Here is a 24,053-nt window from a genome sequence, read left to right on the forward strand (position 1 = left end):
CTCGCGCATAAGCAGCGCCCGGACGATCCCCCCCCCCCCCCCCCTCCCCTCCCCCCCCCCCCTCCCCCCCCCCCCCCCCCCCCCCCCCCCCCCCCCCCCCCCCCCCCCCCCCCCCCCCCCCCCCCCCCCCGCGGCCGTCGGCCCCCTGGCCCGCACTGCGCTTGCCCGGCGGGTACCCAGACCCGCCGGGGGCAAACAGGAGCCGGTCAGTAGTCGTGCGACAGCGCCTCGACCAGCACCCCGGTGTCCGGATTGGGCAGAGCGCGGGCGACGTCCGCCTGCGCGACGATGCCGACCAAGTCGTGGCCGTCGATCACCGGCAGCCGCCGAACCCGGTGCTGGGACATCGTCTGCATGATCTCGGCGACGTCGTCGTCCGCGCCGATCGTCACCGCTTCGCCTTGCGCCAGCTCGCCGGCGTGCACCGCACGCGGGTCCTTGCCCTCGGCGATCACCTTCACCACGATGTCGCGGTCGGTCAGCATTCCCTTGAGCCGGTTGTCCTCGCCGCAGATCGGCAGCGAACCCAGTTGTTCGCGCGCCATCTTCTGCGCGGCGTCGTTGACGGTGTCCGACTCGCGCACGCACACCGCGTTCGGCGTCATCAAATCGCGGGCAGTGGTCATCAGATCGTCTCCCTTCCTCGATCACTCCCCGGCTACCCACGTTCCCGGCCGTTACGCGTGCCGAACCGTTTCTCCCGCATCCGCCCGGGTAACCGCAGGCTTTGCGGAAGGAGCCGACATGCCCGAACCGTTCTCGTCCGACCCAGTCCGCGGAAGGCCCGTCGCTGGTCACGGCGGGCCGCCCCGGCGCACCCCGGCTGATCGTGCTCGACCCGGCCGGTGCCGCCAAACACGACGGCCTGCCCGCCACCTGGCGTCCGCTCGCCGAGGACCACGAGATCCTCTGGTTCCGGATCCCAGTGGACAGCGCGTGGCACGAAAGCGCCGAAACCCTCGACGGGCCGGAGCGCAGCGACCTGGTGACGAGCGGCCCCCTCGCCGCGGACGCGCTGCGGCTGGCTGCCGAGCATTCCGGGTCGCTGCGTTCCATCCTGCTCGTCGACCCGGCCGCCGAAGGCGTGATCAGCCCCGCGGACGCCGCCGTCGCCGACGAGGCCTGGCTGGCCCAGCACGAGGCCGAGATCGCCGCCTTGCGCGAGTCCGGCGTCGAAGTCGAGGTACTCGCCCACAGTTCCGACAGCCCGCGCGACCAGGTGCCGAGCCCGCTCCCGCTGGGCCACGACTGGGTCGTCGACGCACTCCGCACGGCGCTGGCCGCGCTGGAATCGGCGGGGCGCTGACCGGTTTCGCCGCCCACCTGCGGGGTAAGCCTCGAAAAAGGAAGGGAGGAAGCCGTGCTGGAGGAAATGAACCGCACGCCCGCGCACGAGAAATCCACCGCGGACCTCGCGGCCGATCTGACCGCTTCCGTCAAACGCCTGATCCAGGACGAATTCCGGCTGGCTATGGCGGAACTGCAGACAAAGGGCAAGCGCTTCGGCATCGGGGCCGGGCTCTTCGGCTTCGCCGGCCTGCTCGCGCTTTTCGGCGGCGCGACCCTGATTGCGGCGGCCGTGCTCGCCCTCGCGCTCGTGCTGCCCGGGTGGCTGGCCGCGCTGATCGTGGCGGGCGCCCTGCTGCTGATCGCCGGGCTCGCCGCGCTGGCCGGTCGCAAGGAAACGCAACGCGCCGGACCGCTGGTGCCGGAGGAATCCGTCGAGAGGGTGCGCGAAGACGTCGAGACGATGAAGCAGGTGCGGTCATGACTGAACGCAAGGTCGAGCAGGCCCGCGCGGACCGGGACGTCACCCGCGAGGAACTGGCCGAAACACTGGACGCGCTGAGCCACAAGCTGGACGTCCGGACCCGGGCCAGCGAGAAGGTCGACGAGACGATAGACCGAGCCGCCGCGCAGGTGGAGAAGACCGTCTCGGCCCCGGCCGCGGAGAAGGTCCGCGCGGGCGCGGAGGCTGTCCGGAACAACCCGCTCCCGCTGTTCGCGGCGGTGTTCGGCGGGGTGTTCATCCTGCGGTTCCTGATCCGCCGCCGGCACGCGCACCGCGAGCAGGGGGGCGCATGCTGACCGATCGGGAACAGCGTGCCCTGAACGAAATCGAACGCGGGTTGTCCGCCACGGATCCGCGGCTCAGCGCGGAGCTGAGCCGCGGATCCGGCCGTCGGCGCCGGTCCGCTCTGGAGGTGCTGGCGATCGTCACGAGCCTGGTGCTGATCGCCACCGGCGCGTTCGACCTGCGGCCGGGCATGATCGTGGCCGGGGTCGTCGCGCTCGCGATCCTCGGGGGCGGGCCGTTCGCGGTGCGGCACTGGAAAGCCGGGTCTTCCGGCTGACTCGCGTTCGCTGGATCACTGCCGTTCGCTAGATCACTGTCAGGAAACCGTCAACGACGCTCCCTCGGTCGCGTCGCGAGGGCCAGCCTGACCGGGTGACCGCAACTTTGTCCCGCCCGGAAACGTCGCGCGCGGCCGCCGACCGACACCGGCTTTCCGTTGTCGGCGGCCTCGCCGCGCTGTCCCTCGACGCGATGGCGTCGGTCGCCTACGGACCCGAGGCGATCGTGCTCGTCCTGGCCGTCGCCGGCGGGACCGGCCTCGGCTTCACGCTGCCCGTCACGCTCGCGATCGCCGTCCTGCTCGCCGTGCTGACCCTGTCGTATCGGCAGGTCATCGCCGCGTTCCCGGACGGCGGCGGCGCCTACGGCGTCAGCCGCACCCACCTCGGCCGACGCGCCTCGCTCGTTGCCGCCGCCTCGCTGATCGTCGACTACGTGCTGAACGTCGCGGTGTCGGTCGCCGCCGGGGTCGCCGCGCTGACCTCGGCGTTTCCCGCGCTGTTGCCGTACAAGCTGTGGCTGTGCCTCGGAATCCTCGCGCTGATCACCGGCATCAATCTCCGCGGCATCGCCGCAAGCGCGCGGGTATTCATCATTCCGACCGCGGTGTTCGTCGGATCGATCCTCACCGTCGTCGTGGTCGGCCTTTTCCGCGCCACTCCGGCCGCGACTGTCGCGAGTGGACCCCTCCCGAACCTCCAGACGGTCGGAATCCTTCTGCTGCTCAAGGCTTTCGCCAATGGCTGCGCGGCACTGACCGGGGTCGAAGCGATCGCCAACGCCGTGCCGTCGTTCCGCAAACCGCGCGTACGCCGGGCGCAACGGGCGGAGGTCGCGCTCGGCGGACTGCTCGCGGTGATGCTGCTCGGGACCGCCGTGCTGATCGGGAAGTTCGCCATCCACCCGGTCGACGGCGTGACCGTGCTGTCGCAGGTGACCGCAGCTTCGCTGGGCGACGGTTTCGGTTACTACGTCGTGCAATTCTCCACCGTCGTCCTGCTGGCGCTGGCCGCGAACACGTCCTTCGGCGGCCTTCCGGTACTGGCTCAGCTGCTCGCGAAACACAACAATCTGCCGCACGTCTTCGCCTTGCGCGCCGAACGCCAGGTGTACCGCTACGGCGTCGGTTTCCTCGCGCTCGCTTCGGCCTTGCTGCTGATCCTCGCGAATGGCGACATGAACACGCTCGTGCCGTTGTTCGCGATCGGAGTGTTCGTCGGTTTCACGCTGTCGCAAACCGGAATGGTGCGGCATTGGTTCGGTTCCCGTCCGCGTGGCTGGCGCGGGAAAGCCGCGCTGAACGGTTTCGGCGCACTGCTCACCGGACTCGCCGCGATCGTCGTCACCGCGACGAAATTCGGCGAAGGCGGCTGGCTGATCGTGGTCGCGCTGCCGGTGCTCGTACTGCTGATGGAATGGGTCCACCGCAACTATCGCCGGATCGGCGACCGGCTCGAACTCGGGCGGATCCCTCCCCCGCCGCGGCCCAACCGGTCGCTGGTAGTCGTCCCGGTCCACACGGTGTCCCGGCTGACCCGCGACGCGCTCGCTGCCGCGCTCTCGCTCGGCGACCACGTCGAGGCCGTCCACGTGACGCATCCGGAAGAGGAAGCCTCGGCACGCGAGTTCGTCGAAGCGTGGGAGCAGTGGCGTCCGGACGTCCCGCTGGTCCAGCTGCACGACGAACGCCGCCGCCTCGGCGAGCCGATCGTCGAGCACCTCCGCCGGCACGCCGGATGCCACGTCTTCGTCCTGGTCGCCGAGGTCGAACCGGAGCACGTCTGGCAGCGCGTCCTGCAGAACCGCCGCGGCGCGGTGCTGGCCCGGGCGCTGCGCCGCCGTTCCGACGCGGTGGTGTGCCGGATGCGGTTTCGGATCGGGGCCTGACGAAGCGGATTTCGTCCGGTTTTCCCGAATACCGGGTTTTCCCGCACGCCCGGAGAGCTGCCCGATAGTACTTTCGGCCGATGTCCGCCGGGCGAAAACCCGCCGAAAGGCGTGGGCCATCCCGGGGTTCTTTCGCCCGGCCCGGTTTCCTCGGCCAAGATCGTCTTAGGGTTGCCGCAGTTGGCGATCTTGAAAACCGGAATGAGGGGCCCATGCGAAAACGGACCAGGATTCTCGGCAGAACGCTCGCCGCGGCGGGCACCCTCGCGGCGCTGACGATGGCCACGGCCGTCCCGGCGACCGCGGCGCCGCGAGCGGCCGAGCCGACCTCGGTCGAGCAGGACATCGCGCAGCTGTACCAGGACGTCGAAGACCTCTACAACGGGCTGCCCGCGAACGCGCTGCGCGGCGTCGACCCGCTGTTCGACTCGCCGGTCAAGCGGCCGGGCCAGCAGGCGAACGCCGCGCAGGGCCCGATCCCGGGCTGCACCGAGGGCTCGCTGCTGACCTACGCGAACAGCCTCGCGGCCAAGCTGACCCCGACCGAGGGCAAGGCGCTCAGCGCGCTGAGCGCGATCGGCCAGCTCTACACCCAGGCCGTCGCCAGCGACAAGACCCCGCAGGTCTTCGGCACCGACGGCCAGTACACGCCGCGCGCCGGCGCGACGATCGACAAACTGCGCGGATTCTGGGACATCGAGAGCTGGAACATCCAGCTGGTCGCCTGGAAGGGCACCGACCTGGGCAGCCAGGAGCGCACGACCCAGACGTTCAAGCTCGGCCTCGACCCGAAGCGCGCCGCCGAAGCGGGCGCGCTCGCGACCAAGGTGCTCTACGAGGTCCCAGGCCTGCAGGGCGGCCGTCATCCGCTGCTGACCCTGAACGCGTTCTCCGCCCCGGCCGACAGCCTCGGCGGCAAGCGCATCATGCTCGGCGACGGCCTGCTCGACGTGGTCAACCACCTCGGCTTCGACGACGTGTCGGTGGAAGCGGTCGTCGGCCACGAATACGGCCATCAGGTCGACTTCGCGCACAACAACTACCCGCGCAACGAGTCGAGCGAGATGGGCCCGGACGCCTACGGCGGCTACTTCGGCGCCCACGCCAAGGGCGAAGCCTGGAACGCCCGCACCCAGCAGGAGGTCACCTACCTCGACGCCTCCATCGGCGACTGCTTCCACAGCCACGGCACCCCCGAGCAGCGCAAGGCCGCCGGGGCGTGGGGCGAGAAGCAGGCCGTGACCCAGAACAACCCGAACCGGATCATCCCGTCCGCGAAGATGATCGAGAAGTTCCAGAAGGAATACCCGAAGCTGATGCCGCCCACCACGGCGGCGCTGGCCGCGGCGCACTGATCGACGCCTGAGCAGGCCCCGTCTCCGATCCTGGGAGACGGGGCCTGTTCGCGTGCTCAGGCGGCGATGGCGACCAGCAGGTCGGCCACCTCGAAATACCGTCACCCCGCACATGGCGGCCGCCGTCAGCCTTCGGCCCGCTCGATGCGGCGCTCGCCGAACACGACCTTCGCCGCCAGGTCGCGATCGTGCTGCCGAGCCACCTGGCCGCTCGCCGTGCGCACCGACGCGGTCTACCTGATCCCCGCCTCCGGAGCTTCCGGAAGCTAATTCCGTTACGGCTGCTTGAGTCTTGCCGGTACGTTGCCCGGCGTGGAGTTCGCGATCGCCGACGACGAGGTGTGGTTCTCGGTCTTCGACGTCCTCCCTCAGTGGGAGGAGATTTCGGGCGACAACTTCGTGCGCGAGGTCAAGATCCCCGTCTCCGGAAACGAGGAACTCCACGTCAGCTGGGACGTGGCCGAGCGGAGCGTCCGCGTCCGGTACCGGAGGGAATCCGCCCTTGTCGTCGACGTCTTCCGCGAATACGCGACCGTGCTGACAATCGAGCGCCATCCCGCCGGACCCGTCATCGCGGTGGAGTACCAAGCGGAAGGCGGCCGCGGCCGGATGTGCGTCCACACCCAGCCGCACTTCGCTTTGACGGATGCCTTCCTTCGCGCCTGACGCGCGCCCGACGGGACGAGGCTCCACCCACCGACGCTGAGTTAAACCCCTTCACCTTTCCTATTGACCTTCACCGCCGCCGAGCTATAGGGTTTCACTGTAGTTAATGCCATTAACACAAGGAGAAACCCATGCCAGACACCCGCTCGAAGCTCCCGCGGCGCCGGACCGGCCTGCTGGCTGCCCTGCTCGCGGTCCCGCTGACCCTCGCCCTCGCCGCCCCCGCCCAAGCCGCCGCTCCCGGCCCCGGTCCGACCTGCCAGGGCCGAGGCGTCGACCCGTCAGCGGAAGCCCGCCACCGGGCCGAAATCCTGATCCACGCGCCGCTGCGCACGATCTGGGACCTCCAGACCGACGTCGAAGCCTGGACGTCCTGGCAGAAACCCGCCGCCCCGATGACCGTGCGCCGCCTGGATCCCGGACCGCTGCGCAAGCATTCGCGGTTCCAGGCGACCGTCCACGTGCCCTCGACTCCCCCGAGCACCGTCGTCATCAGCTCCACGGTCCGGCAACTCCAGCGCGGCAACTGCCTCCGCTGGACCGGGCCCGCCGACGCCGCCGGGTACCACATCGACGGCGTCCACGTCTGGACGTTCCGTCCCGTCCGCGGCGGCGTCCTCGTCCGCACCGAGGAAAGCCACTCCGGCCCGCAAGCGGACCCGACCTCCGACATGGGCCTCGAAGCCTGGCTGCGCGACCTCAAAACCGCTGCTGAAACCAGTTCCCGCAGCTGACCGCGACCCGTGCGCCGACCCGCCGCCTGCCCAGAGTCCCTCACTCCGCGTCGAGCACCGACCGCAACGTCCGCAGCAGCGGCCCGGCATCCGCGCCGAACATCTCCGTGTCCACCCGCTCCACCGCGACCACCGCCCGCCCGGCCAGGTCGCGGCCCTTTTCGGTCAGCCGCACCAGTTTCGCGCGCGTGTCGCCCGCGTCGACCGTCCGCGTCACCAGCCCGGCCGTCTCCAGCCGGGCGATCACCTGGGACGTCATCTTGATGTCGGTGCCCGCCTGCGCGGCCAGTTCCTGCTGCCGCGGCGGCGTTCCGTGCGTTTCCAGCCACCAGCAGCACGCGAGCAGCACGAACTGGACGTGCGTGAGACCCAGCGGTTCGAGCGTCTGCCGGATCCGCCGCTGCCACGCCAAAGTCACGTGCCACAGCAGAAAACCCGGACTGTCCCCCGGACCCGCGAACCGCGTCATCGCGCGGACCGCTCCGCGTAGCCGAGCAGATCGCTCATCGCGGCCGGGAAGTCCTCGCTGATCTGCGGCCCCAGCTCCGGACCCGCCGCGCCCTCGATCTCCAAGCGATGCGTGACGCGCGTGCCGCCGCCGGAGCGCGGCGCGAGCGTGTGCCGGAACCGCAGCACCACGTCGCCGAACCGTGTTTCATCCTCGTAGACCTCGTTTTCGGTCAGTTCGGTGATGCGCGAACGGAACGTGTCCTGCCCCTGCGGCGTGACCGACAGTTCGGTCCCCTTCTCGAACGGTCCGTGCAGTTCGAACCGGTCGCTGCGCTCGCTGAGCGACGTCCCGCTGTGCAGCGCCCGCAGCGCCGCCCACACCGCCTCCGGGCTCGCCGTGGTGTCCGCGCTGTAGTCAGTGGTCCACATGAGTTCGTCCTTCCAGTTGGTCTGCGCAGAGACTATCTGCGCGCAGACTAACTGGCAAGCCCCTTCGAAGACAGTGGTCAGGCGGACTCCAGCCGGAGCACAGCCGCCTCGTACTGGGCGCGGGCGAACCGGAACGGCCCGAACCCGCGGTAGTCCCGCTTCGGCCGGTGCGGCTGCGCGAACGAATCCCAGACGACCTCGTCCTCGGTCACGGTGATGCGAGCCAGCAGCGGCCAGCAGCCCCAGTCGCCGCACGCGCAGGCGAGCAGCGGGGTTTCGCCTTCGCCGAAGTCGAGGCCGTGGAAATGCTCGGCCATCGTGGCGCTGAACCGGCTCGGGATCAGGCCGCCGTACGCCTCCCCCGCCGGAGACATGCCCGCAGCGAGTTCGAACCGGTCGATCAAGTCGGTCAGCGCGACGTCGTCGACGTACGGCACCACAACTGGACCGCCCAGCTCAGCGGGCGGATGGAAGACGAACCGAAGCGTGGCCACCACCCGGATTATCCTCACGCCTCGGGTCAGCGTTCCGTCCCGGTCCGCCGTTGCCGGACAACGACATCCGGCATCGCCGGGCTACCAGGCCGCGCGGAGAATCCCGGTGACGTCCGCCGCCGAGACCTCGCGCGGGGTGTTCGCCAGCACGCCGTCCGCCAAGGTGTCGGCGACCAGATCCGGCAAATCCCCTTCTCCTACGCCGAATTCCCGCAACCGGCCAGCCAGTTCGACCTCCGCCACCAGCCGCTCGACGGCCGCGATCGCCGCTTCCGCGTTGCGCGCGACGGATTCCCGGGCGTCGGCGACACCCAGCGGTTCCGCCAAACGCGCCAAGCGGTCCTCCCGCACCGCGCGGTTGAACCGCAGGCATTCGCCGAGCACTAAGGCCAAAGCCTGGCCGTGCGGCAGGTCGAACCGGCCGCCGAGCGAGTGTCCGATGCCGTGCACCACCCCGAGTCCGGTCGTTCGCATCGCCAGGCCCGCGGTATGCGCGGCGAGCATCAGGTTCGCCCGTGCCGCCAAGTCTCCGCCGACGGAAACCGCGCGGCGCAGATTCTCCGCGACCAAACGGACGGCTTGCAGGTCCAGACCATCGGCCCACGGGTTCGGGCGGGCGGAAAGGAAGGACTCGACGGCATGGGTCAGGCAGTCGATTCCGGCGGCCGCTGTCGCGCGAGGCGGCAGGCTCAGCGTGAGTTCCGGGTCGAGAAGCGCATACCGGGCAAGGCAAGTCGGGCCGCCCAGGTAACACTTGCGCTGCCGCCGAGGGTCGGTGATGACGCCGAGGTCGTTGCATTCCGAACCGGTGCCGGAGGTGGTCGGGATCGCCACGATCGGCAACGCGGGCGCCAATTCCGGCGAGGTTTCGGTGCTCCACGTCAGCTCAGTGGCCGGGCGGTCGTTGACGGCGGCCAGGGCGATCGCCTTCGCGGCGTCCAAAGCGGACCCGCCGCCCAGCGAAATCACGGCTTGCGCACCGGCGGCACGGACGAAGGCGGCACCCGCGTCGACGTCGTCGGTGGTCGGATTCGGATGCACCTCCGAGAAAACCTCGACCGCTAAGCCGTCTTGCCGCAACAACTGCGCCGCCCGCTCCGGCAATGGAGTCGCGACGAGGCCGCGGTCGCTGACCACCACGACCTTCCTCGCTCCGGCCGTACGGACCAATCGGGGCAACTGTTCGACGGCTCCGGCGGCAAAAGCGGCGGCCGGATAGGGACCGATTTCGATCGCCGGGATCTCGGTCATCGTTTCCTCCCGAACCGTTCCTCGTCGACAGTGACGCCCAGCCCCGGCGCGGACGGCACGTGCAGCAGGCCGTCCGCGTCGATGTCCAGCGGCGCGGCAAGCAGGAAATCGCGCCGCTCCGGCGTCCACACCGGTGGGTCGTAAGGGAATTCCAGATACGGCCCGCCGCCGACGCCCGCGGTCACGTGCAGGTTCGCGAGCAGGCCGAGGCCGTTCGACCAGGTGTGCGACGTGAAGAGCCGGTTGCGCGCCAGCACCAGCTCGGCGAGCGTGCGGGCGCGCAGCATTCCGGCGGCGAGCGCGACGTCGGGCTGATAGACGTCGAGAGCGTCGGATCCGGCCAGGTCCAGCAGCTCGCTGAAGGTCCGGACCATCTCGCCCCCGGCGACGCGGATCCCGGTGCCGCGCACCGCGCGCAGGCCGGGCCGGTCGTCCAGCGGCAGCGGTTCCTCGAGCCAGAAGACGTCCAGTTCCCGCAACGCTTCCGCGAACCGGCGGACCGCCGCCGGGTCGAGCGAGGGCCGGACGTCGCCGGGCATCCGCCACGCCTGGTTCAGGTCGGCCATCAGAGTCATCTCCGGGCCGACCGCCTCCCGGACCGCCCGCATGGTGCGGATTCCGCCGGCGAAATCGTCCGCGGCCAGCCGGATCTTCGCCGCCCGGAAACCGCGCTCGCGGATCCCGACCACGACCTCGGCGCGCTCCTCGGCGGGCAGGATCCGGCCGGTCGACGCGTACGCCGGGATCGCGTCCGCCGCGCCGCCGAACAGCGTCGCGACCGGGACGCCGAGCACCTTCCCGATGACGTCCCACAGCGCGATCTCCAACGGCCAGTAGCGCCCGGCGTGGAACGCGATGGTCTCCAGCGCCCGGACGTGCCGGCTGATCGCCATCGGATCCTGGCCGAGGAACAGCTCCGCGTACGGCTCGAACCCGGCCATCGTGTCGCCGGAGCCGTAGCCGGTCACGCCCTCGTCGGTCACGACCTTGACCACCGTCGCGTCGAACCGCGTGCGCGGCACCGGATCCCACGCGGCGTCGAACGGCGGATCGAGCGGCAGCGTCCCGGACAGCAGCTGGATCTCGGCGATCTGCACTCCCGCGACGGTAATCGCGGATTGACTGTCGCCCAATCGTTGTTGCACAGTCCTCAACATGGCGAACCAGCGCACCTACGGTTCGGGCCTGGTCCGCGATGTCGACCTGCTCGAAGTCCTCGCGCGGCCGGAAGCGCGCGACGGACTCGGCGTGTCCCGCGTGGCCGAACTGTCCGGCCGCGACAAGGCACAGGTCTCGCGAGCCCTCGCGACCCTCGCCGACGCCGGTCTGGTGTCGCGCGACGAGCACACCCGCGCCTATCGGCCAGGCTGGCGGCTCTTCGCATTGGCCACGCACGCCACCGAAACGCATCTCGCGCACCTCGCCGCGCCTTTTCTGCGCACGATCGTGGCGCGGCTGAACGAAACGACGCATTTGTGCGTTCTGCGTGCGGGGCAGGTGTTCACCCTCCGAAGCGAACTCGCGTCCCACGCTTTTCGCGGGCTCGGCTGGGAAGGCGTCGGGGTCGACCCGTTCACGACCTCACCCGGACGGGTGTTATTGAGCGAATGGGACGAGGAAACCGTCGGGCAGTGGTGGCGGACCTTCGCCGGCGCCGCCGGGCACCCGCTCCCCGACCTCCCCGGAGCCGCCGAGCAACCGCCGCCGCTCACGCTCGGCCAGCTGACCGGGAAGCTCGCTGGCATCCAAAAACGCGGCTACGAAACGGTGGACGAGGAATTCGAGCCCGGGCTCGTCGGCGTGTCCGCGCCGGTGTACGGATTCCGGGGCGACATCGTCGCCGCGGTCAACGTATCCGCCCCGAAATCGCGCCTCGGCGGACGCCTCCCCGCGGCGGGCCGGTTCACCCGGACGGTCGCGGACCGGATCTCCGCCGCGCTCGGCGCATCGCGGTGAAGTTCCTTTATGCTTCGTGTTTCCCGTCCGTTCAGCAGGTGGTCGCCATGTACGAAATCCCGCCCACTGCGGCCATGCAGCGCTGGTCGGTCTCCGTCGACGGGACGCGCGCGATCTTCGCCTGCGCGCCGTGGCTCGAAGACCACACCGCCGACCGGGTGCTGCCCCGCCTGTGGCCGGGCCGCGGCCTGGGCGTCAGCGACACCGACGCCGCCGGTTTCGCCGCCGCGATCGCCGAGACGATGAAAGCCCCGAACTACTGGATCGCCAGCCACGCCGCGGCGCGCGCCTGGCAGGACCAGCCGTGGTCCCCGGCCCGCCGCGACCACGACGAGGGATTCGTCTACTTCGCCGGACCGTGCGGGGAATCCGGCCACACGGTGGGATACCGCCCGGCCTACCACCTGCCGCTCGCCCTGCGCGACCTGCGCGGCCTGCGAATCCGGCTGGCGGCTTACCTACGCGCGGCGCGGGTTCCGAACTGATCCTCGCCGCCGCACCCGTGGCCGGGCTTGCCTCGCGCTGCCTCAGCTTCACGCCGCGCGACTTAAGGCCTACCTTCGCGGAGCGCGAGATCGGAACTGACCGTCGCCGCCGCACCCTCAGCCAGACCCGCTTCGCGCTGCCCCAGCTTCACGCCGCGCGCGACTTACAGCCCGCCTTCGCACGGCGCGGGTTCCGAACCGACCCTCGCCACCGCACCCCCAGCCAGACCTGCCCCCAGCTCCTCGCCTACCGCTCACGCCTTACCCGCCTGCCTTCGCGAAGCGCGACGAACCGCCCCTTCCCGACACCACACCGTTCCGCGCCGCTCAGCGCACATACGGCGCCAGCACCGCCCCGGTCAGCCTGCGCGCCGTCGCCGACGCGTGTGCGGCATCGCCTTCCGCCAGCCCGAGCAGCGGGTCGAGCCCCGCGACGTGCGGGGCCAGCGCCAGATGCGGCAAAACCAGCAGCAGCAACGACAACACGATCTCGACCTCGGTGTCCGCACGCAGCTGCCCCGCCGCCACCGCGCGCTCGACCAGCGGCCGCAGCACCGCCAGATAGTGGCTGTCGACCGCCTCGCGCACCTGCGTGCGGGCGACCGGATCGGGTTCGAGGTTGGCCGCCGCGGTCATCGCGCGCTCGCGCGGATGGTCGTAGAAATACCGCACCCACGCGTCGAGCAGCTGGTCGAGCGAACCGGCGAAATCCTTGTCCCACGGGAGTTTCGCGCCCTCGGCCTCCATGGCCGCGCGGATCCGCGCGCTCGCCAGCTCGGCGAGGTGGACGTACATGTCGGCCTTGTCGGTGAAGTACTGGAAAAGGCTGCCCTTCGACACCCCGGCCTCGCGGCAGATCGTGTTGAGGCTGCCGCCGCTGAAACCGCGCGCCGCGAATTCCGCCTCGGCCGCCGCCAGCACGGCCGCCCGCCGTTTCTCCGGCAGCCGCTCCCACGTTCCCGTCGGCACCGCCGACCTCCTCCTCTCCCCGCCCTGATCCTACTCTTTGACCGAGAGTCGTATGACCACTGGTCACAACCACGAAAACGCATGTCCGACACCAGCTTCCGGGTCTGCTTCGCGGAGAGCCCTCTTGCCCGCAGCAGGCACAGCGAAGGGCCCACCGAGGAAATCCCCGATGAGCCCTTCGCCCCCCGAATCACCCCGGTCTACTCCGAGCGCAACGTGTCCAGCCTTGTCACCTGACGCAGCAGCGGCAACGTCAACGCCGTCACCAGCAGCACCGCGGCCACCGCGGCCCCGGCCAGCCCGGCGAGCACCCCGCCGTCCACCATCATCGGCATTTTCGCCAGCCGCAGGATCGGCGCGGTCAAGCCCAGCCCGGCCCCGACCGCCAGCACCACGCCGACGATCACCGGAACCGCCGTCTGCCACAGCGATCCCCTGGCCAGCACCCCGATCGGCACGCCAGCCGCGGACAGCGCCGCGAGCGGGCGCCGTCGTTCGCTGATCTGCTCGATCGACAGCATCAGCAGGCTCATCGCGGCCACCGCGAGCACGAAGAGCGACGCGGTCAGCAGCACCGCGCGGAAGCTCGCCAGCATGCGCTCGTCACGGCCGGCGTAGTCGGACAGGTAGTCCGTCTTGCCGACTTCGGCCTTCCACGCCAGCGGGCGCACCGCGGTGGCGACCCGGTCGATCAGCGCGTCGACGCTGCCGGGGCCTTCGACCACCAGCTGCAGGCGTTCCCCCGGAGCCTGGACGCCGCCGAGCGCACCGGGCGTGACCAGCAGGTCGCTCGCCACTGCCTTCGCGTTGTTGCCCGAGGACACCACCCGGACGTTGCCCGGCACCGTCCACTTCGGACCGGCGACCTCGTTGCTCTTGCGGTAGTCGTACATCTGCAACTCGCCCTTCGGAGCGGGCTGGGCCGACGATCCCGCGACATAGAAGACGTCGCCGTCCGCGCAGGCTCCGATGTTCGCCTGCGTCTTCAGCGCCACGCAGTCCCCGAGAGTGCCGAAGACGTTCTGTTCGCCGGACTTGAACTGCAGGGATTTGGCGCTGTGCACGCCAGTCACCCCGGGCACTCCGGACAGCTGCTGCCGGACCTCGGCCTCGTGCGCGGTCGTCGTGTCCACCCGCACCGGCGCGGCCGCGACCCCCTGCGGCGTCTCGTACGACCGGGAGGAGGTGCGGTCGGTCAACGAGGTGAGCACGCCCTGGATCAGGATCGTCCCGGCCAGCACGACGACCAGCCCGGACACCACCCGGCTGGCGGTGCCGCTGTCGAGCTGCAGCCGGCGCACCGCGAGCTGCCACGACGGCGGCCCGCCGCGCAGCCGTTCCACGATCCGCTCCACCAGCCACGGCAGCAGCGCCGCGACGCCGATGAGCAGGAACACGCTGCCCACCGCGAGCACCGTCGCCGCGGCCTGGTCCCCCGACCCCGGCGGGACGAGGAGCGTTCCGAGCAGGAACAGCACGCCGATCCCGGTGAGCGTCCAGCGCCACCACATCCGCCGCCGCACCGGTTTGCCCTGCCGGACCACGCCGAGCGGTTCGACGATCGTCCGGCGCAGGCCGAACAGCGCCGAGCCGACCGCGAGACCGGGCACCAGCAGCACGATCACCAGCAACGACACCCACGAAGGCGTGAAATCGTCCGGGAACACGCGCAGGCCGAACGGAAGCCAGTCCCCGATGAACGGCCGCAGCGCGTAGAACAGCGCACCGCCGGCCACGAGCCCGATCACCGCGCCGACCAGCGATTCCGCCGCCGCGACCCGTTTGATCTGCCGGGCGTCCACGCCGATCAGCCGCAGCGCGGCGAGCCGCCGTTCCCGCTGCGCCGCGCCCATCCGCGACGCGGTGGTCACGAAGATCAGCAACGGCAGCAGCAGCACCGCGGCGATCGGCGCGATGAACACCCACATCACCAAAGGCAGGGTGAACCCTTCCGCGGGCTTGCCGTAGGCGTAAACGCTGCTGGCGTTCTCGCCCTCGGCCTTGATTTCCGCGGCGGTCGACCCGTAGTACGCCGTCAGGTCGGCGGCGTCGCTGACGCCCGGCTCGGCGATCTGCCCGACCACGTTCCCCGGCAGCCGCGCCTTGATCGACGCGCCGTCGGCCGAGTTCAGCTTCTCCGCCAGCGCCGGCGACACGATCACCTCGCCCGGCGCGGGCAGCCGGGAAATCCCCGGCGGCACGGGCGAGTTCGGTCCGGTCGGCGCCACCGCGGTCAGCTGGAGGAAGTCCTCGCCGACCGACGGGTACCAGCGGTAGGTCGCCAGCGGCGCGATCCCCTCCCGCGGCGCGGTGTCCTGCTTGATCGCCGCCGCCCGGTCCGCCCGCGCGTCCACGAGATGGCTCACCGAGGCGGCGGGCAGGAGCACGGCGACCGCGAGCGCGATCCCGAACGCGGTCATCGCGAGCCGCAGGAGCGCCGACCCGGACATCCGGCCGCCCCCGACGGCCAGCCGGAGTCCCAGCAGCAGATCCCGCGTCATGCGACCAGCTCCCGGTCGACCGTGCGCCCGTCCCGCACCACGATCTCGCGGTCGGAGTATGCCGCGACCCGCGCTTCGTGGGTCACCAGCACCACCGCGGCGTGCGTTTCCCGCGCCGCCTGGGTGAGCATCTGCATGACCTTCTCGCCGTTGAGCGAGTCGAGCGCGCCGGTCGGTTCGTCGGCGAAGACCACCTTCGGCCCGGTCACCAGCGCCCGCGCCACCGCGACCCGCTGCGCCTGCCCGCCGGAGACGTCGCCCGGACGGCGCTTGGCCAGGTTGTCGACCTCCAGCCGGGCGAGCCATTCCTTCGCCTTGGCCTCGGCCGGCCCGCGCTTCGCCCCGGTCAGCCGCAACGGAAGCGCGACGTTCTCCAGGCAGGTCAGCTCGGGAACGAGCTGGCCGAACTGGAACACGAAGCCGAATTCGGTGCGCCGCAACGCGCTGCGGCCCTTGTCGTCCATCGCGACCAGGTCCTGGCCGCCGTAGTGGATGGTCCCCGAATCCGGCCGGACGATCCCGGCGAGACAGTGCAGGAGCGTCGATTTCCCGGAACCGGACGCGCCCATGATCGCGAGCACTTCCCCCGCCGAGACGGTCAGCGCCGCCCCGTCGAGCGCCCGCGTCTGGCCGAACGATTTGTGCAGCCCGTTGCCCGCGAGCAACGGAGTTCCCGGCCTGGTCATCAGCGCACCGCCTTCTCGAGTTCGCCGAGCCGGGCCGCGGTGAGCTCGAGCCACCGCAGATCCGCCTCGAGGTGGAAGAGCGCGTGGTCGCAGATCAGCTGATCGGCGAGGTCGCCCTCGTACTTCCGCTTGGTGAGCGAGCGCATCACCTTGAGGTGCTCGCCGCGCTGGACGTCGAGCACGTCGTTGGCGTCGCGCCCCGACAGCAGCGCGAGAACCACCTTCGTGTACAGCGTGTTCTGCAGGTACGGCTCCGGGTTTTCCGGAGTGCTCAGCCACTTCTCGACGTCGGTGATCCCGGCGTCGGTGATCGTGTAGCGCTTCCGCTCGGGCCCTTCGCCGCTCTCGACCCCCGCGACCTCGACCATGCCGTTGCGCAGCAGGCGCGACAGCGTCGAGTAGACCTGGCCGTAGGCGAGCGGGCGGTCCTGCCCGAACTGCTCGTCGTACGCCCGTTTCAGGTCGTACCCGTGTCTCGGACCCGACTCGAGCAACCCGAGCAAGGTATGTGAAACCGACATTCCCCTGTTCCTCCCTTGCCCCCGGAATCCCGGGGGGTGAAGATCACTATACAACAGGGGTATACGCGGTGTGTATACCACCATAGAATAGTTCATTGCCGCAGGTCAGAGGGTTTTTCGGTGCGCCGCCCGGGCGTGCGCTACTTTCGCTGGCCGGGCGCTTGTCTCCCCCTGATCGGCCTAGTGCGAGGTTTCGCGGCCGACGTGGCGAGGCATCCGTGCGGGCGACGACGTCGTTCCGAGGAGGCGACATGCACGCACAGCGCGGAGATTGGCTGGTCGTGAAGGGAAACCAGGTGGACGTGCCGGAGCACCGGGGCCGCATCGTGGCCGTGGGCTCGGCCGACGGCGGACCGCCGTTCACCGTCCGCTGGGAGGGCGCCGACCACGAATCGACGGTCTTCCCGGGCCCGGACGCGATCGTGCTGACCGAGGCGGAGCTGACCGCCCAGGACGCGCACGACCGGGAGCGGGCCGAGGGGCTCGGCGCACTCCAGCAGCATCTTCCGAGCGAGGCGTAACAGCCAGCGCACGCGTGGCGATCCAGAGCGGGCAAATGCCGCCCGTCGAAGGTCGCCTATGTCGTTCTATCTGCGTACGAGAGTCAAGGTCGGCCCGCTGCGCGTGAGCATGTCGCGGGCCGGGCTCGGCGCGTCCGTCGGCGTGCCCGGGTTCCGCGTCGGGACCGGTCCGCGCGGCGCCTACGTCACGCTCGGCGGCGGCCGGGTCAGCTACCAGGCGACGACTCGCTCGAAGGCACCGAGCACCGCGCCGCCGCTGCTGCCCGCGAGCGACGTCGTGCTGTCCGACATCACCGGCGCGACCACCCTGGAAATGGCGGCCGCCGAGGCGAGCGAGTTCGTCGGGCAGCTCAACGACGCCGCGCGTTCGGTGCGATGGTGGCCGTGGGTTCTGGTGCTCTCGCTCGTGCTGGTGGCCGCATCGCCGTGGACACTCCTGGCCAGCGTGCCTCTCACGGTCTGGGTTTTCCTGAACGACCGGGTCCGGCGGACCGTCGTGGTGTTCTACGACGTGCAGGACGACGGGGAAGCCCGCCGGTTCCAAGGCCTGGTCGACGCGTTCGGACCGGTTCGGCAGGCAGAACGAGCGTGGCACGTCGTCGCGTCGGGGGCGGTGTCGACCACGCGTCAGCACAAGGTCAACGCGGGGGCGTCCGCGCTGGTCCGACGCGTCTCGCTGACCCGGGGCATCGGCGGGCCGCCGCACCTGTCGGCCAACATCGCCATCCCCTCGCTCGCCACGAGCGACCGGGCGGTCTACTTCCTGCCGGACCGGGTGCTGGTGCGCGAGGGCAAGCACTACGCCGACGTCGAGTACCGGAACCTGGAGATCGAGGCCGTCGTCCAGCGGTTCATCGAGGACGGCTCGGTTCCCGGCGACGCCCGCGTCGTCGGGAGCACCTGGCGGTATGTGAACGTCAAGGGCGGCCCGGACCGGCGGTACAAGAACAACCGGCAGCTTCCCGTCCTCGAGTACGGCTCGCTGCGGCTCTCCGGCCCGAACGAGTACCGGGCGACCTTCGACTTCTCGACCCCGCGCGCCAGCTCAGCGCTGGCGGAAGCACTGCGCACCATGGCCGCGGCCATCGCGCAGCCGGTGCCGGTGCGGCCAGTCGTCGCCCCGGCCGAACCCCGCCGCAGACACGACGCGCCGCGCACCGCGCTGACCCGGCGACGGCTGTCGGCGGACGGACGCGTCGCGGTCGTCGGCGAATCGCATTATCAACCGGCCTTGCACCGCGCGGCACGCGGAATCGCCGCGGGCGAAGGGTTCGACCAGCATCTTCCGGTGGTCGCGCTGCTGGTCCCGGAACCGCGGAATCCACACGATCTCCATGCCGTCCGCGTGGACGCGCTCACCGCCGCCGGGCCGGAAACCGTCGGGTATCTGTCCCGTTCGGACGCTCGCGAATACCAGCCGGTTCTCCGCGCTTTGGGCGACGCGGGTTACGCCGGAACCTGCCCGGCGCGGATCACCGGGGGCGGAAGCAGCCGCAACTACGGGATGTACCTGCATCTCGCGAGCCCGGACGCCCTGGTGCTCGCCAATCTCACCGCGGAGACCGAGCTGCTCGCACCGGAGCGAACGATCACCGTCACGAAAGAAGAAAACCACCAGGAGACCTTGCGGCAGCACTACGCGGGCCCGCGCACGCTCGTCGCCGCCGAACTCGCACCGTCCACAGTGTCCAGTGGCAAGCACAAGGGTTCCTACGCGATCGAAGTCCGCCTCGACGGCCAGCGCGTCGGCGAACTGACCGCCGCCATGAGCGCCCGCTACCGGCATCTCGTCACCGGCGCCCCGTTGTGCGAAGCGTTCATCACCGACGGCGACCGCGGCTTCCAGCTCGACCTCCGGCTTCCGAAGGCCGAACCCGTCCCCCGATGACGTTAGTTCCCGATCCGGTTCCCGATCCACCGCCCGATCTCGATCAGCACCACTCCCGCCGCGGCGCAGACCACCGCGGTCAGCGTGTACCTCGCGTTGCCCGGGTCCAGCTGGAAGATGTCCCGCGTCCACGGCAGCACGAACATCAGCGCCGAAACCACCGCCATCGTCGCGACCAGCGCGGCCTTCCACCACGTGTACGGCCGCGCGACCACCGCCAGCACCCACAGCGCCAGCGCCATCAACGTCATCAGCGCCGTGGTGCTCGCCTGCACCTGCTCCGCGTCGGTGGTGGCGGTGCCGGGGTGGACCAGGATGTAGGAGACGAACGACGCGGCCCCGATCACCACCCCGGCCGGGACCGCCATCCGCAGCACGCGGCCGACGAATCCGGGGCGCGCGCGGTCGTTGTTGGGGGCCAGCGACAGCACGAACGCGGGCAGGCCGATGGTGAACCAACCGACGATCGTCACGTGCCTCGGCAGGAACGGGTACGGCATGGCGTCCAGGCCGATCAGCCCGGGCACGCCGACGATCAGCGCCAGCAGCACCGAGTACACCGTTTTGGTGAGGAACAGGTTCGCGACGCGTTCGATGTTGCCGATGACCCGGCGGCCTTCGCCGACGACGTGCGGCAGGGTCGCGAAAGCGTTGTCCAGCAAGACGATCTGCGCGACGGACCTCGTCGCCGGGCTGCCCGCGCCCATCGCTACACCGACGTCGGCGTCCTTCAAGGCGAGGACGTCGTTCACCCCGTCGCCGGTCATCGCGACCGTGTGCCCGCGTTCCTGCAGCGCCGCGACCATCGCCCGTTTCTGCGCGGGCGTCGCGCGGCCGAACACCGCGGTGCCCTCCAGCTGGTCAGCCAGTTTGCCGGGGTCTTCGGACAGCGTCCGCGCGTCGACCGGGGCCTCGCCGCCGGGCAAGGCCAGCGCGCGGGCCACGCCGCCGACCGACACCGCGTTGTCGCCCGAAATCAGTTTCACCGCAACGCCTTGGGCGGCGAAGTAGTCCAGGGTCTCGCGGGCGTCGCCGCGGATCTTCTGTTCCAGCACGGCCAGCGCCACAGGCGTGACGTCGCCCGGCCCGTCCGGCGCGTCGACCGCGTTCCCGGCCCGGCCGAGCAGCAGCACCCGCAGGCCTTGCGCGCCGATCCGTTCCGCTTCCGCGCGTTCTTCCGACTCGGCGGGCAGCAGCACGTCCGGCGCGCCCAGCACCCAGTCGCCGTGGTCGCCGAAGGCCGCGCCGCTCCACTTCCGCGCCGAGGAGAATGGCACCACGGCGGTCGGCGTCCAGTCCGGCGCGGCCGGGCAGCCCTCGGCGATCGCGAGCAGGCTGGCGTTCGGCCGCGGGTCGGCGGCGGCGAGCGCGGCCAGCACCGTCTCCGGCTCCTCGGCCGCGTCGCGCAGCCGCCGCAGCTCGGACAGCCGCATCGTGTTCTCGGTGAGCGTGCCGGTCTTGTCCGCGCAGACGACGTCCACGCGGGCCAGGCCCTCGATCGCGGGCAGCTCGTTGACCAGGCACTGCCGCCTGCCCAGCCGGATCACGCCGACCGCGAACGCGACCGACGTCAGCAGGATCAGGCCCTCCGGGACCATCGGGACGAGCGCCGCGACCATCCCGCGCAGCGCGGCGGGCAGCTCCTGCGAACCGGAAAGCTGGTTGTAGATCGACAGCGCGCCGGCCGGGATCAGCAGGTACGTGATGACCTTGAGGATCTTGTTGATCCCGTTCCGCAGCTCCGAATCGACGAGGGTGAACCGGCCCGCTTCCTCGGCCAGCTTCGCCGCGTACGCTTCCGAGCCGACCTTCGTCGCCCGGTACGCGCCGTTCCCGGCCACCACGAAACTGCCGGACATGATCGGATCGCCCGCGTGCTTCACCACCGGGTCCGACTCGCCGGTGAGCAGCGATTCGTCGACCTCGAGCGCGTCCGCGGCCAGCACCTCGCCGTCGACCACCACCTGGTCGCCCGCGCCGATCTCGATCACGTCGTCGGCCACGACCTCCTCCGGGGCCAGCTCGCCGCTGGTCCCGTCGCGGCGCACGCGTGGCCGCACCTGTCCGACGATCGCGAGCCGGTCCAGCGTCCGCTTGGCGCGCAGCTCCTGCACGATGCCGACGACGCTGTTCGCGACGATCACCCCGGCGAACAGGCCGTCCAGCAGGTAGCCGGTGGAGAAGATGATCGCCGCGAGCACCGCGAAGATCGCGTTGATCCGGGTGAAGACATTCGCCCGGACGATCTCCCACGCACTGCGGCTCGTGCGCGAAGGCACGTTGTTGGTCCGCCCCGCGGCGACCCGCTCGGCGACCTCGGCCGCGGTGAGCCCGCGCGTGCTGTCCTGCGTGAGCAGGCCGTCATCCCCTGGCATGGGTCCGACCTTACGCAGTTTCCGGGCGAAACCGGCGGGTCGCCGCCCCGGCGGGTCCGCCCGTTCGGGTGACTCGGCGACCGGGACCGGCTCAGCCCAGCCAGTGCTTCGGCGGCGGGTAGACGTAGCGCGCGATCGTCGTGCTCACCCAGCCGATGCAGAAGCCGCCGAACACCGGCAGCACCACCCGCACCTCGTGGGCACCGCGAAGCAGGCCGGTGAGCAGGAAGACCAGCGCCCACGCGACGAGCAGCCCAGCGCTGTATGTCCAATAGTTCCGGTACCTGCGCATGGCGACCTCCCGCCGTTCTCTTTGCCGAGTGTTCCTCGCGCAGATCTTGATCGCAGGCCCAAAAGGGAGTTTTCCGATTTCCGGTCGTGCAAAACGGTCTTTCGTTCAGTTTCCACCGGAAAAGGAAAGCGCCGAAACGCGGCTATGCTCAATTCCGTGGCACCGAACAAAACCGTTCTTTCGGGCGGCCTGCTGGTCGCGCTCATCCTCGGAGTCGCGGGCTGCTCGTCCGCGCCGCAGCCTCCGCCGCGCCTTTCGCCGCCGCTCCCCGACGCTCCGCTGGATCTCACACAGTTCACGACCAAGCCCTGCGACCTGATGACGCATGACCAGCTGGTCAGGTTCTTCGTCGCCGACCGGGGAACGGCCTCCCGGTCCGGTGGCAAAACCGCCTGCACCTGGATCCCCCGCGACACGAAAGCCCTGGTCTACCTCGCCTCCGTCGACACCGCCTCAGGCGGCCTGGAAGCCCTCTACCGCCGCCGCGCCACTGTTTCGGGCTTCGCCCCGGTTTTCGTCCACAGCTATCCCGGCATTCACCGGGACGCTCGCGACGGCCAGTGCACTGTCGAAACCGGCGTCGCCGACGACACTCTGCTCACCGTCACCGTGACAGCGACCGATCCCAAACTGGATGCCTACAGCGACCCGTGTTACGAGGCCGACAATTTCGCCGGGGTCATGATCGCTTATCTGGCCAACCGGAAACCCTGACCGGTCAGGCCAGCACGCAGTCCCCGCATTTGGGGCCGTCGCGATCCGGTGCCGCCCGATAGAACAAGCAGCAGCTCCGACGACGGAATCGCCCGTTCTCCCGGGTAGCGGTACCGGCCAGCTCCGGCAATTCCTCCAGTGCGGCAACCATTCCGGCGACCCGCTCAGTCCACTCTGGACGCTCTGCTCGCAGCACCGTCACCGCCCCGTTCAAGGCCGAGGCCACATTTCCCCGCCGGACATTCCGAGCCAGCGAGAACTGCTCCATCGCCTTGTCCAACCGCGCCAGCGGCCCCCGCAGAACCCGTTCGGCGAACGCACCGACCACATCGGACTCGATCGGCGAGTTTTCCTGCAGCGACAACGGAAACGCGCCGCCCAGCTTCGGCTGCCACCAGGCCGTGGAGTAGTCCGGCACCGCGCTCGCGCCGACCGCGAGCCCCAGCGCGGGCGAGATGATCCGCGCCGCCAGTCCGAGATGCGCGATCGACGCCGCGACCCGCAGTTCCACGAAATCGCCGCCGAGAACGGCCCGGTTCTGCGCGACGCGTTCGCGCAGAACCGGACCGTCGTCGAGAACCTCGGTCAGCAGCCGCCATGGCTCGGCCGGTTCCCCGGCCGGATGCGTGTCGACGGCGAAGAACGGGCCCAGTCCGGTCAGCGGGTTCACGCCTCGACGGTAGCCGCGCGCCCGCGGCCCAGCACGCGTTCGGCGAGCGGGCCGAACACCAGCGCGATGGTCGTCCACAGGATGACCTGCGCCAGCACCGAGTAGAGCCGGAAGCCGACGAGCGTGTCGGCCGGGAACCCGGGATAGACGATCTGCCCGTCGGGGGCTTTGAGCGGCAGCGGGGTTTCGCTGGCCTGCGGACCGTATTCGGCGACGTTGGCAGCCAGCGAGCCCAATGACGGCAGCAGCGCCATCAACAGCGCCGACAGCACCACGAACCCGGCGCCCGCGACGAGCGTCGCGTTCCAGTTGCCCAGCTTCGGCGCGAGCCGTTTGCCCGCGACGACGGCCGCGACCAGGAAGACCACCGACGCGACGACCATCGTCAGGTACAGCCCGGTGCGCGCGCCGATGGTCGCCTCGTGCCCGATCGCCGGCGGATTGGCCGGGTATTTCAGGAACGGGACGAGGTACAGCGACAGGAACCCGGCCCCGGCCACGAGCACCGCCAGCACCCGCGCGCGGATCCGGCCGACGCGGCCCAGCAGCACCGTGTAGGTCACCGCGAACAGCAGGCCCATCGCGACCCCGAAGAGCACCATGCCGAGCCCGATGCCGAGGTTGCCCTGCACCGCCCGGCTGAAAATCTCGTGCCCCTCGTGCTCGGTCGGCACACCAGCGGCCTTGTCGAGCGCCATTTGCGCCTCGTCGCGGCCGGATTCGTAGTCGATCGCCGCCTGAGTGAGCGGTTCGGCGAAGATCCGGGCGAAGACGAACGCCAGCAATCCGCCCAGCGCTCCGGCGAGGAGGCCGCGCAGAATCAGCTTGTTCTGCATTGTTCGGTTGTCCGTTC

The 24,053-nt window shown here is 70.4% G+C and carries 27 protein-coding genes; 13 read left to right on the forward strand and 14 right to left on the reverse strand.

What is annotated here, in order from left to right:
- Positions 1 to 206: 206 nt before the first annotated feature.
- On the reverse strand, positions 207 to 626 hold the full coding sequence (locus tag ACZ63D_RS02315; protein ID WP_465352478.1) for a CBS domain-containing protein: 420 nt from the start codon (positions 624 to 626) through the stop codon (positions 207 to 209).
- Between the two features lie 101 nt (positions 627 to 727).
- Here ACZ63D_RS02315 and ACZ63D_RS02320 point away from each other — a divergent pair, with 101 nt between their 5' ends.
- The 8 genes from ACZ63D_RS02320 to ACZ63D_RS02355 all read left to right on the forward strand — a co-directional run bounded on the left by ACZ63D_RS02320 (position 728) and on the right by ACZ63D_RS02355 (position 6,998).
- Positions 728 to 1,306, forward strand: a complete 579-nt coding sequence (locus ACZ63D_RS02320) for a hypothetical protein (RefSeq protein WP_465352479.1) — start codon at positions 728 to 730, stop codon at positions 1,304 to 1,306.
- A 54-nt stretch (positions 1,307 to 1,360) separates the two neighbouring features.
- Positions 1,361 to 1,771, forward strand: a complete 411-nt coding sequence (locus ACZ63D_RS02325; protein ID WP_465352480.1) for a phage holin family protein — start codon at positions 1,361 to 1,363, stop codon at positions 1,769 to 1,771.
- Positions 1,768 to 2,088: a DUF3618 domain-containing protein gene (locus ACZ63D_RS02330; protein ID WP_465352481.1), complete on the forward strand. Its 321-nt coding sequence runs from the start codon at positions 1,768 to 1,770 to the stop codon at positions 2,086 to 2,088. Before ACZ63D_RS02325 ends, ACZ63D_RS02330 begins: the two co-directional genes overlap by 4 nt.
- Positions 2,082 to 2,354 (forward strand): DUF3040 domain-containing protein, encoded by a 273-nt coding sequence (locus ACZ63D_RS02335; RefSeq protein ID WP_465352482.1) that lies wholly within the window; start codon positions 2,082 to 2,084, stop codon positions 2,352 to 2,354. Before ACZ63D_RS02330 ends, ACZ63D_RS02335 begins: the two co-directional genes overlap by 7 nt.
- 95 nt (positions 2,355 to 2,449) lie before the next feature.
- On the forward strand, positions 2,450 to 4,243 hold the full coding sequence (locus tag ACZ63D_RS02340) for an APC family permease (protein ID WP_465352483.1): 1,794 nt from the start codon (positions 2,450 to 2,452) through the stop codon (positions 4,241 to 4,243).
- Positions 4,244 to 4,455: 212 nt separating this feature from the next.
- On the forward strand, positions 4,456 to 5,598 hold the full coding sequence (locus ACZ63D_RS02345; RefSeq protein ID WP_465352484.1) for a hypothetical protein: 1,143 nt from the start codon (positions 4,456 to 4,458) through the stop codon (positions 5,596 to 5,598).
- A gap of 312 nt (positions 5,599 to 5,910) precedes the next feature.
- On the forward strand, positions 5,911 to 6,264 hold the full coding sequence (locus tag ACZ63D_RS02350; protein WP_465352485.1) for a hypothetical protein: 354 nt from the start codon (positions 5,911 to 5,913) through the stop codon (positions 6,262 to 6,264).
- Between the two features lie 131 nt (positions 6,265 to 6,395).
- Positions 6,396 to 6,998, forward strand: a complete 603-nt coding sequence (locus ACZ63D_RS02355) for an SRPBCC family protein (RefSeq protein WP_465352486.1) — start codon at positions 6,396 to 6,398, stop codon at positions 6,996 to 6,998.
- A 40-nt stretch (positions 6,999 to 7,038) separates the two neighbouring features.
- Here ACZ63D_RS02355 and ACZ63D_RS02360 read toward each other — a convergent pair whose 3' ends face one another.
- From ACZ63D_RS02360 to ACZ63D_RS02380, 5 genes are all read right to left on the reverse strand, one after another.
- Positions 7,039 to 7,467, reverse strand: a complete 429-nt coding sequence (locus tag ACZ63D_RS02360; RefSeq protein ID WP_465352487.1) for a MarR family winged helix-turn-helix transcriptional regulator — start codon at positions 7,465 to 7,467, stop codon at positions 7,039 to 7,041.
- Positions 7,464 to 7,877, reverse strand: coding sequence for an SRPBCC family protein (locus ACZ63D_RS02365; protein ID WP_465352488.1), 414 nt, complete (start codon positions 7,875 to 7,877; stop codon positions 7,464 to 7,466). The genes ACZ63D_RS02360 and ACZ63D_RS02365 overlap by 4 nt, the downstream gene beginning before the upstream one ends.
- Positions 7,878 to 7,954: 77 nt before the next feature.
- Positions 7,955 to 8,371, reverse strand: a complete 417-nt coding sequence (locus tag ACZ63D_RS02370; protein WP_465352489.1) for a hypothetical protein — start codon at positions 8,369 to 8,371, stop codon at positions 7,955 to 7,957.
- An 81-nt stretch (positions 8,372 to 8,452) separates the two neighbouring features.
- A complete protein-coding gene (locus ACZ63D_RS02375; protein ID WP_465352490.1) occupies positions 8,453 to 9,622 on the reverse strand; it encodes an iron-containing alcohol dehydrogenase family protein in 1,170 nt (389 codons plus the stop codon).
- Complete coding sequence (locus ACZ63D_RS02380; protein ID WP_465352491.1) at positions 9,619 to 10,719, reverse strand: mandelate racemase/muconate lactonizing enzyme family protein; 1,101 nt, start codon at positions 10,717 to 10,719, stop codon at positions 9,619 to 9,621. The genes ACZ63D_RS02375 and ACZ63D_RS02380 overlap by 4 nt, the downstream gene beginning before the upstream one ends.
- Positions 10,720 to 10,777: 58 nt before the next feature.
- Here ACZ63D_RS02380 and ACZ63D_RS02385 point away from each other — a divergent pair, with 58 nt between their 5' ends.
- Positions 10,778 to 11,578, forward strand: coding sequence for an IclR family transcriptional regulator (locus ACZ63D_RS02385; RefSeq protein ID WP_465352492.1), 801 nt, complete (start codon positions 10,778 to 10,780; stop codon positions 11,576 to 11,578).
- A 47-nt stretch (positions 11,579 to 11,625) separates the two neighbouring features.
- Positions 11,626 to 12,063 (forward strand): hypothetical protein, encoded by a 438-nt coding sequence (locus ACZ63D_RS02390; RefSeq protein WP_465352493.1) that lies wholly within the window; start codon positions 11,626 to 11,628, stop codon positions 12,061 to 12,063.
- A gap of 327 nt (positions 12,064 to 12,390) precedes the next feature.
- On the opposite strand, the gene ACZ63D_RS02395 is transcribed toward ACZ63D_RS02390, so the two are convergent.
- The 4 genes from ACZ63D_RS02395 to ACZ63D_RS02410 all read right to left on the reverse strand — a co-directional run bounded on the left by ACZ63D_RS02395 (position 12,391) and on the right by ACZ63D_RS02410 (position 16,740).
- Complete coding sequence (locus ACZ63D_RS02395) at positions 12,391 to 13,032, reverse strand: TetR/AcrR family transcriptional regulator (RefSeq protein WP_465352494.1); 642 nt, start codon at positions 13,030 to 13,032, stop codon at positions 12,391 to 12,393.
- A gap of 200 nt (positions 13,033 to 13,232) precedes the next feature.
- The gene (locus ACZ63D_RS02400) at positions 13,233 to 15,533 is read right to left on the reverse strand and encodes an FtsX-like permease family protein (protein WP_465352495.1); all 2,301 of its coding nucleotides are present in this window, start codon (positions 15,531 to 15,533) and stop codon (positions 13,233 to 13,235) included.
- Entirely contained in the window at positions 15,530 to 16,219 is a 690-nt protein-coding gene (locus ACZ63D_RS02405; protein WP_465352496.1) for an ABC transporter ATP-binding protein, read from the reverse strand. The genes ACZ63D_RS02400 and ACZ63D_RS02405 overlap by 4 nt, the downstream gene beginning before the upstream one ends.
- Complete coding sequence (locus ACZ63D_RS02410; RefSeq protein WP_465352497.1) at positions 16,219 to 16,740, reverse strand: PadR family transcriptional regulator; 522 nt, start codon at positions 16,738 to 16,740, stop codon at positions 16,219 to 16,221. Before ACZ63D_RS02410 ends, ACZ63D_RS02405 begins: the two co-directional genes overlap by 1 nt.
- Before the next feature lie 251 nt (positions 16,741 to 16,991).
- Between ACZ63D_RS02410 and ACZ63D_RS02415 the strand changes: the two genes are divergently transcribed.
- Both ACZ63D_RS02415 and ACZ63D_RS02420 read left to right on the forward strand, forming a co-directional pair.
- Entirely contained in the window at positions 16,992 to 17,261 is a 270-nt protein-coding gene (locus tag ACZ63D_RS02415) for a DUF1918 domain-containing protein (RefSeq protein ID WP_465352498.1), read from the forward strand.
- A gap of 58 nt (positions 17,262 to 17,319) precedes the next feature.
- Positions 17,320 to 19,149 carry a DUF4236 domain-containing protein gene (locus ACZ63D_RS02420; protein ID WP_465352499.1) on the forward strand — a complete coding sequence of 610 codons (1,830 nt, stop codon included), beginning with the start codon at positions 17,320 to 17,322 and terminating at the stop codon, positions 19,147 to 19,149.
- A 2-nt stretch (positions 19,150 to 19,151) separates the two neighbouring features.
- Here ACZ63D_RS02420 and ACZ63D_RS02425 read toward each other — a convergent pair whose 3' ends face one another.
- Positions 19,152 to 21,524, reverse strand: a complete 2,373-nt coding sequence (locus ACZ63D_RS02425) for an HAD-IC family P-type ATPase (protein WP_465352500.1) — start codon at positions 21,522 to 21,524, stop codon at positions 19,152 to 19,154.
- Between the two features lie 91 nt (positions 21,525 to 21,615).
- Positions 21,616 to 21,816, reverse strand: a complete 201-nt coding sequence (locus ACZ63D_RS02430; RefSeq protein WP_465352501.1) for a hypothetical protein — start codon at positions 21,814 to 21,816, stop codon at positions 21,616 to 21,618.
- 156 nt (positions 21,817 to 21,972) lie between these two features.
- On the opposite strand from ACZ63D_RS02430, the gene ACZ63D_RS02435 reads away from it, so the two are divergent.
- Positions 21,973 to 22,530: a DUF3558 family protein gene (locus tag ACZ63D_RS02435; RefSeq protein ID WP_465352502.1), complete on the forward strand. Its 558-nt coding sequence runs from the start codon at positions 21,973 to 21,975 to the stop codon at positions 22,528 to 22,530.
- Positions 22,531 to 22,534: 4 nt separating this feature from the next.
- Here the strand turns inward: ACZ63D_RS02435 and ACZ63D_RS02440 are convergent, their stop codons facing one another.
- A complete protein-coding gene (locus ACZ63D_RS02440) occupies positions 22,535 to 23,200 on the reverse strand; it encodes a (2Fe-2S)-binding protein (RefSeq protein ID WP_465352503.1) in 666 nt (221 codons plus the stop codon).
- Positions 23,197 to 24,036 carry a CbtA family protein gene (locus ACZ63D_RS02445; RefSeq protein WP_465352504.1) on the reverse strand — a complete coding sequence of 280 codons (840 nt, stop codon included), beginning with the start codon at positions 24,034 to 24,036 and terminating at the stop codon, positions 23,197 to 23,199. The genes ACZ63D_RS02440 and ACZ63D_RS02445 overlap by 4 nt, the downstream gene beginning before the upstream one ends.
- Positions 24,037 to 24,053: the final 17 nt, after the last annotated feature.

The sequence above is a fragment of the Amycolatopsis sp. NPDC104775 genome (assembly GCF_055583325.1).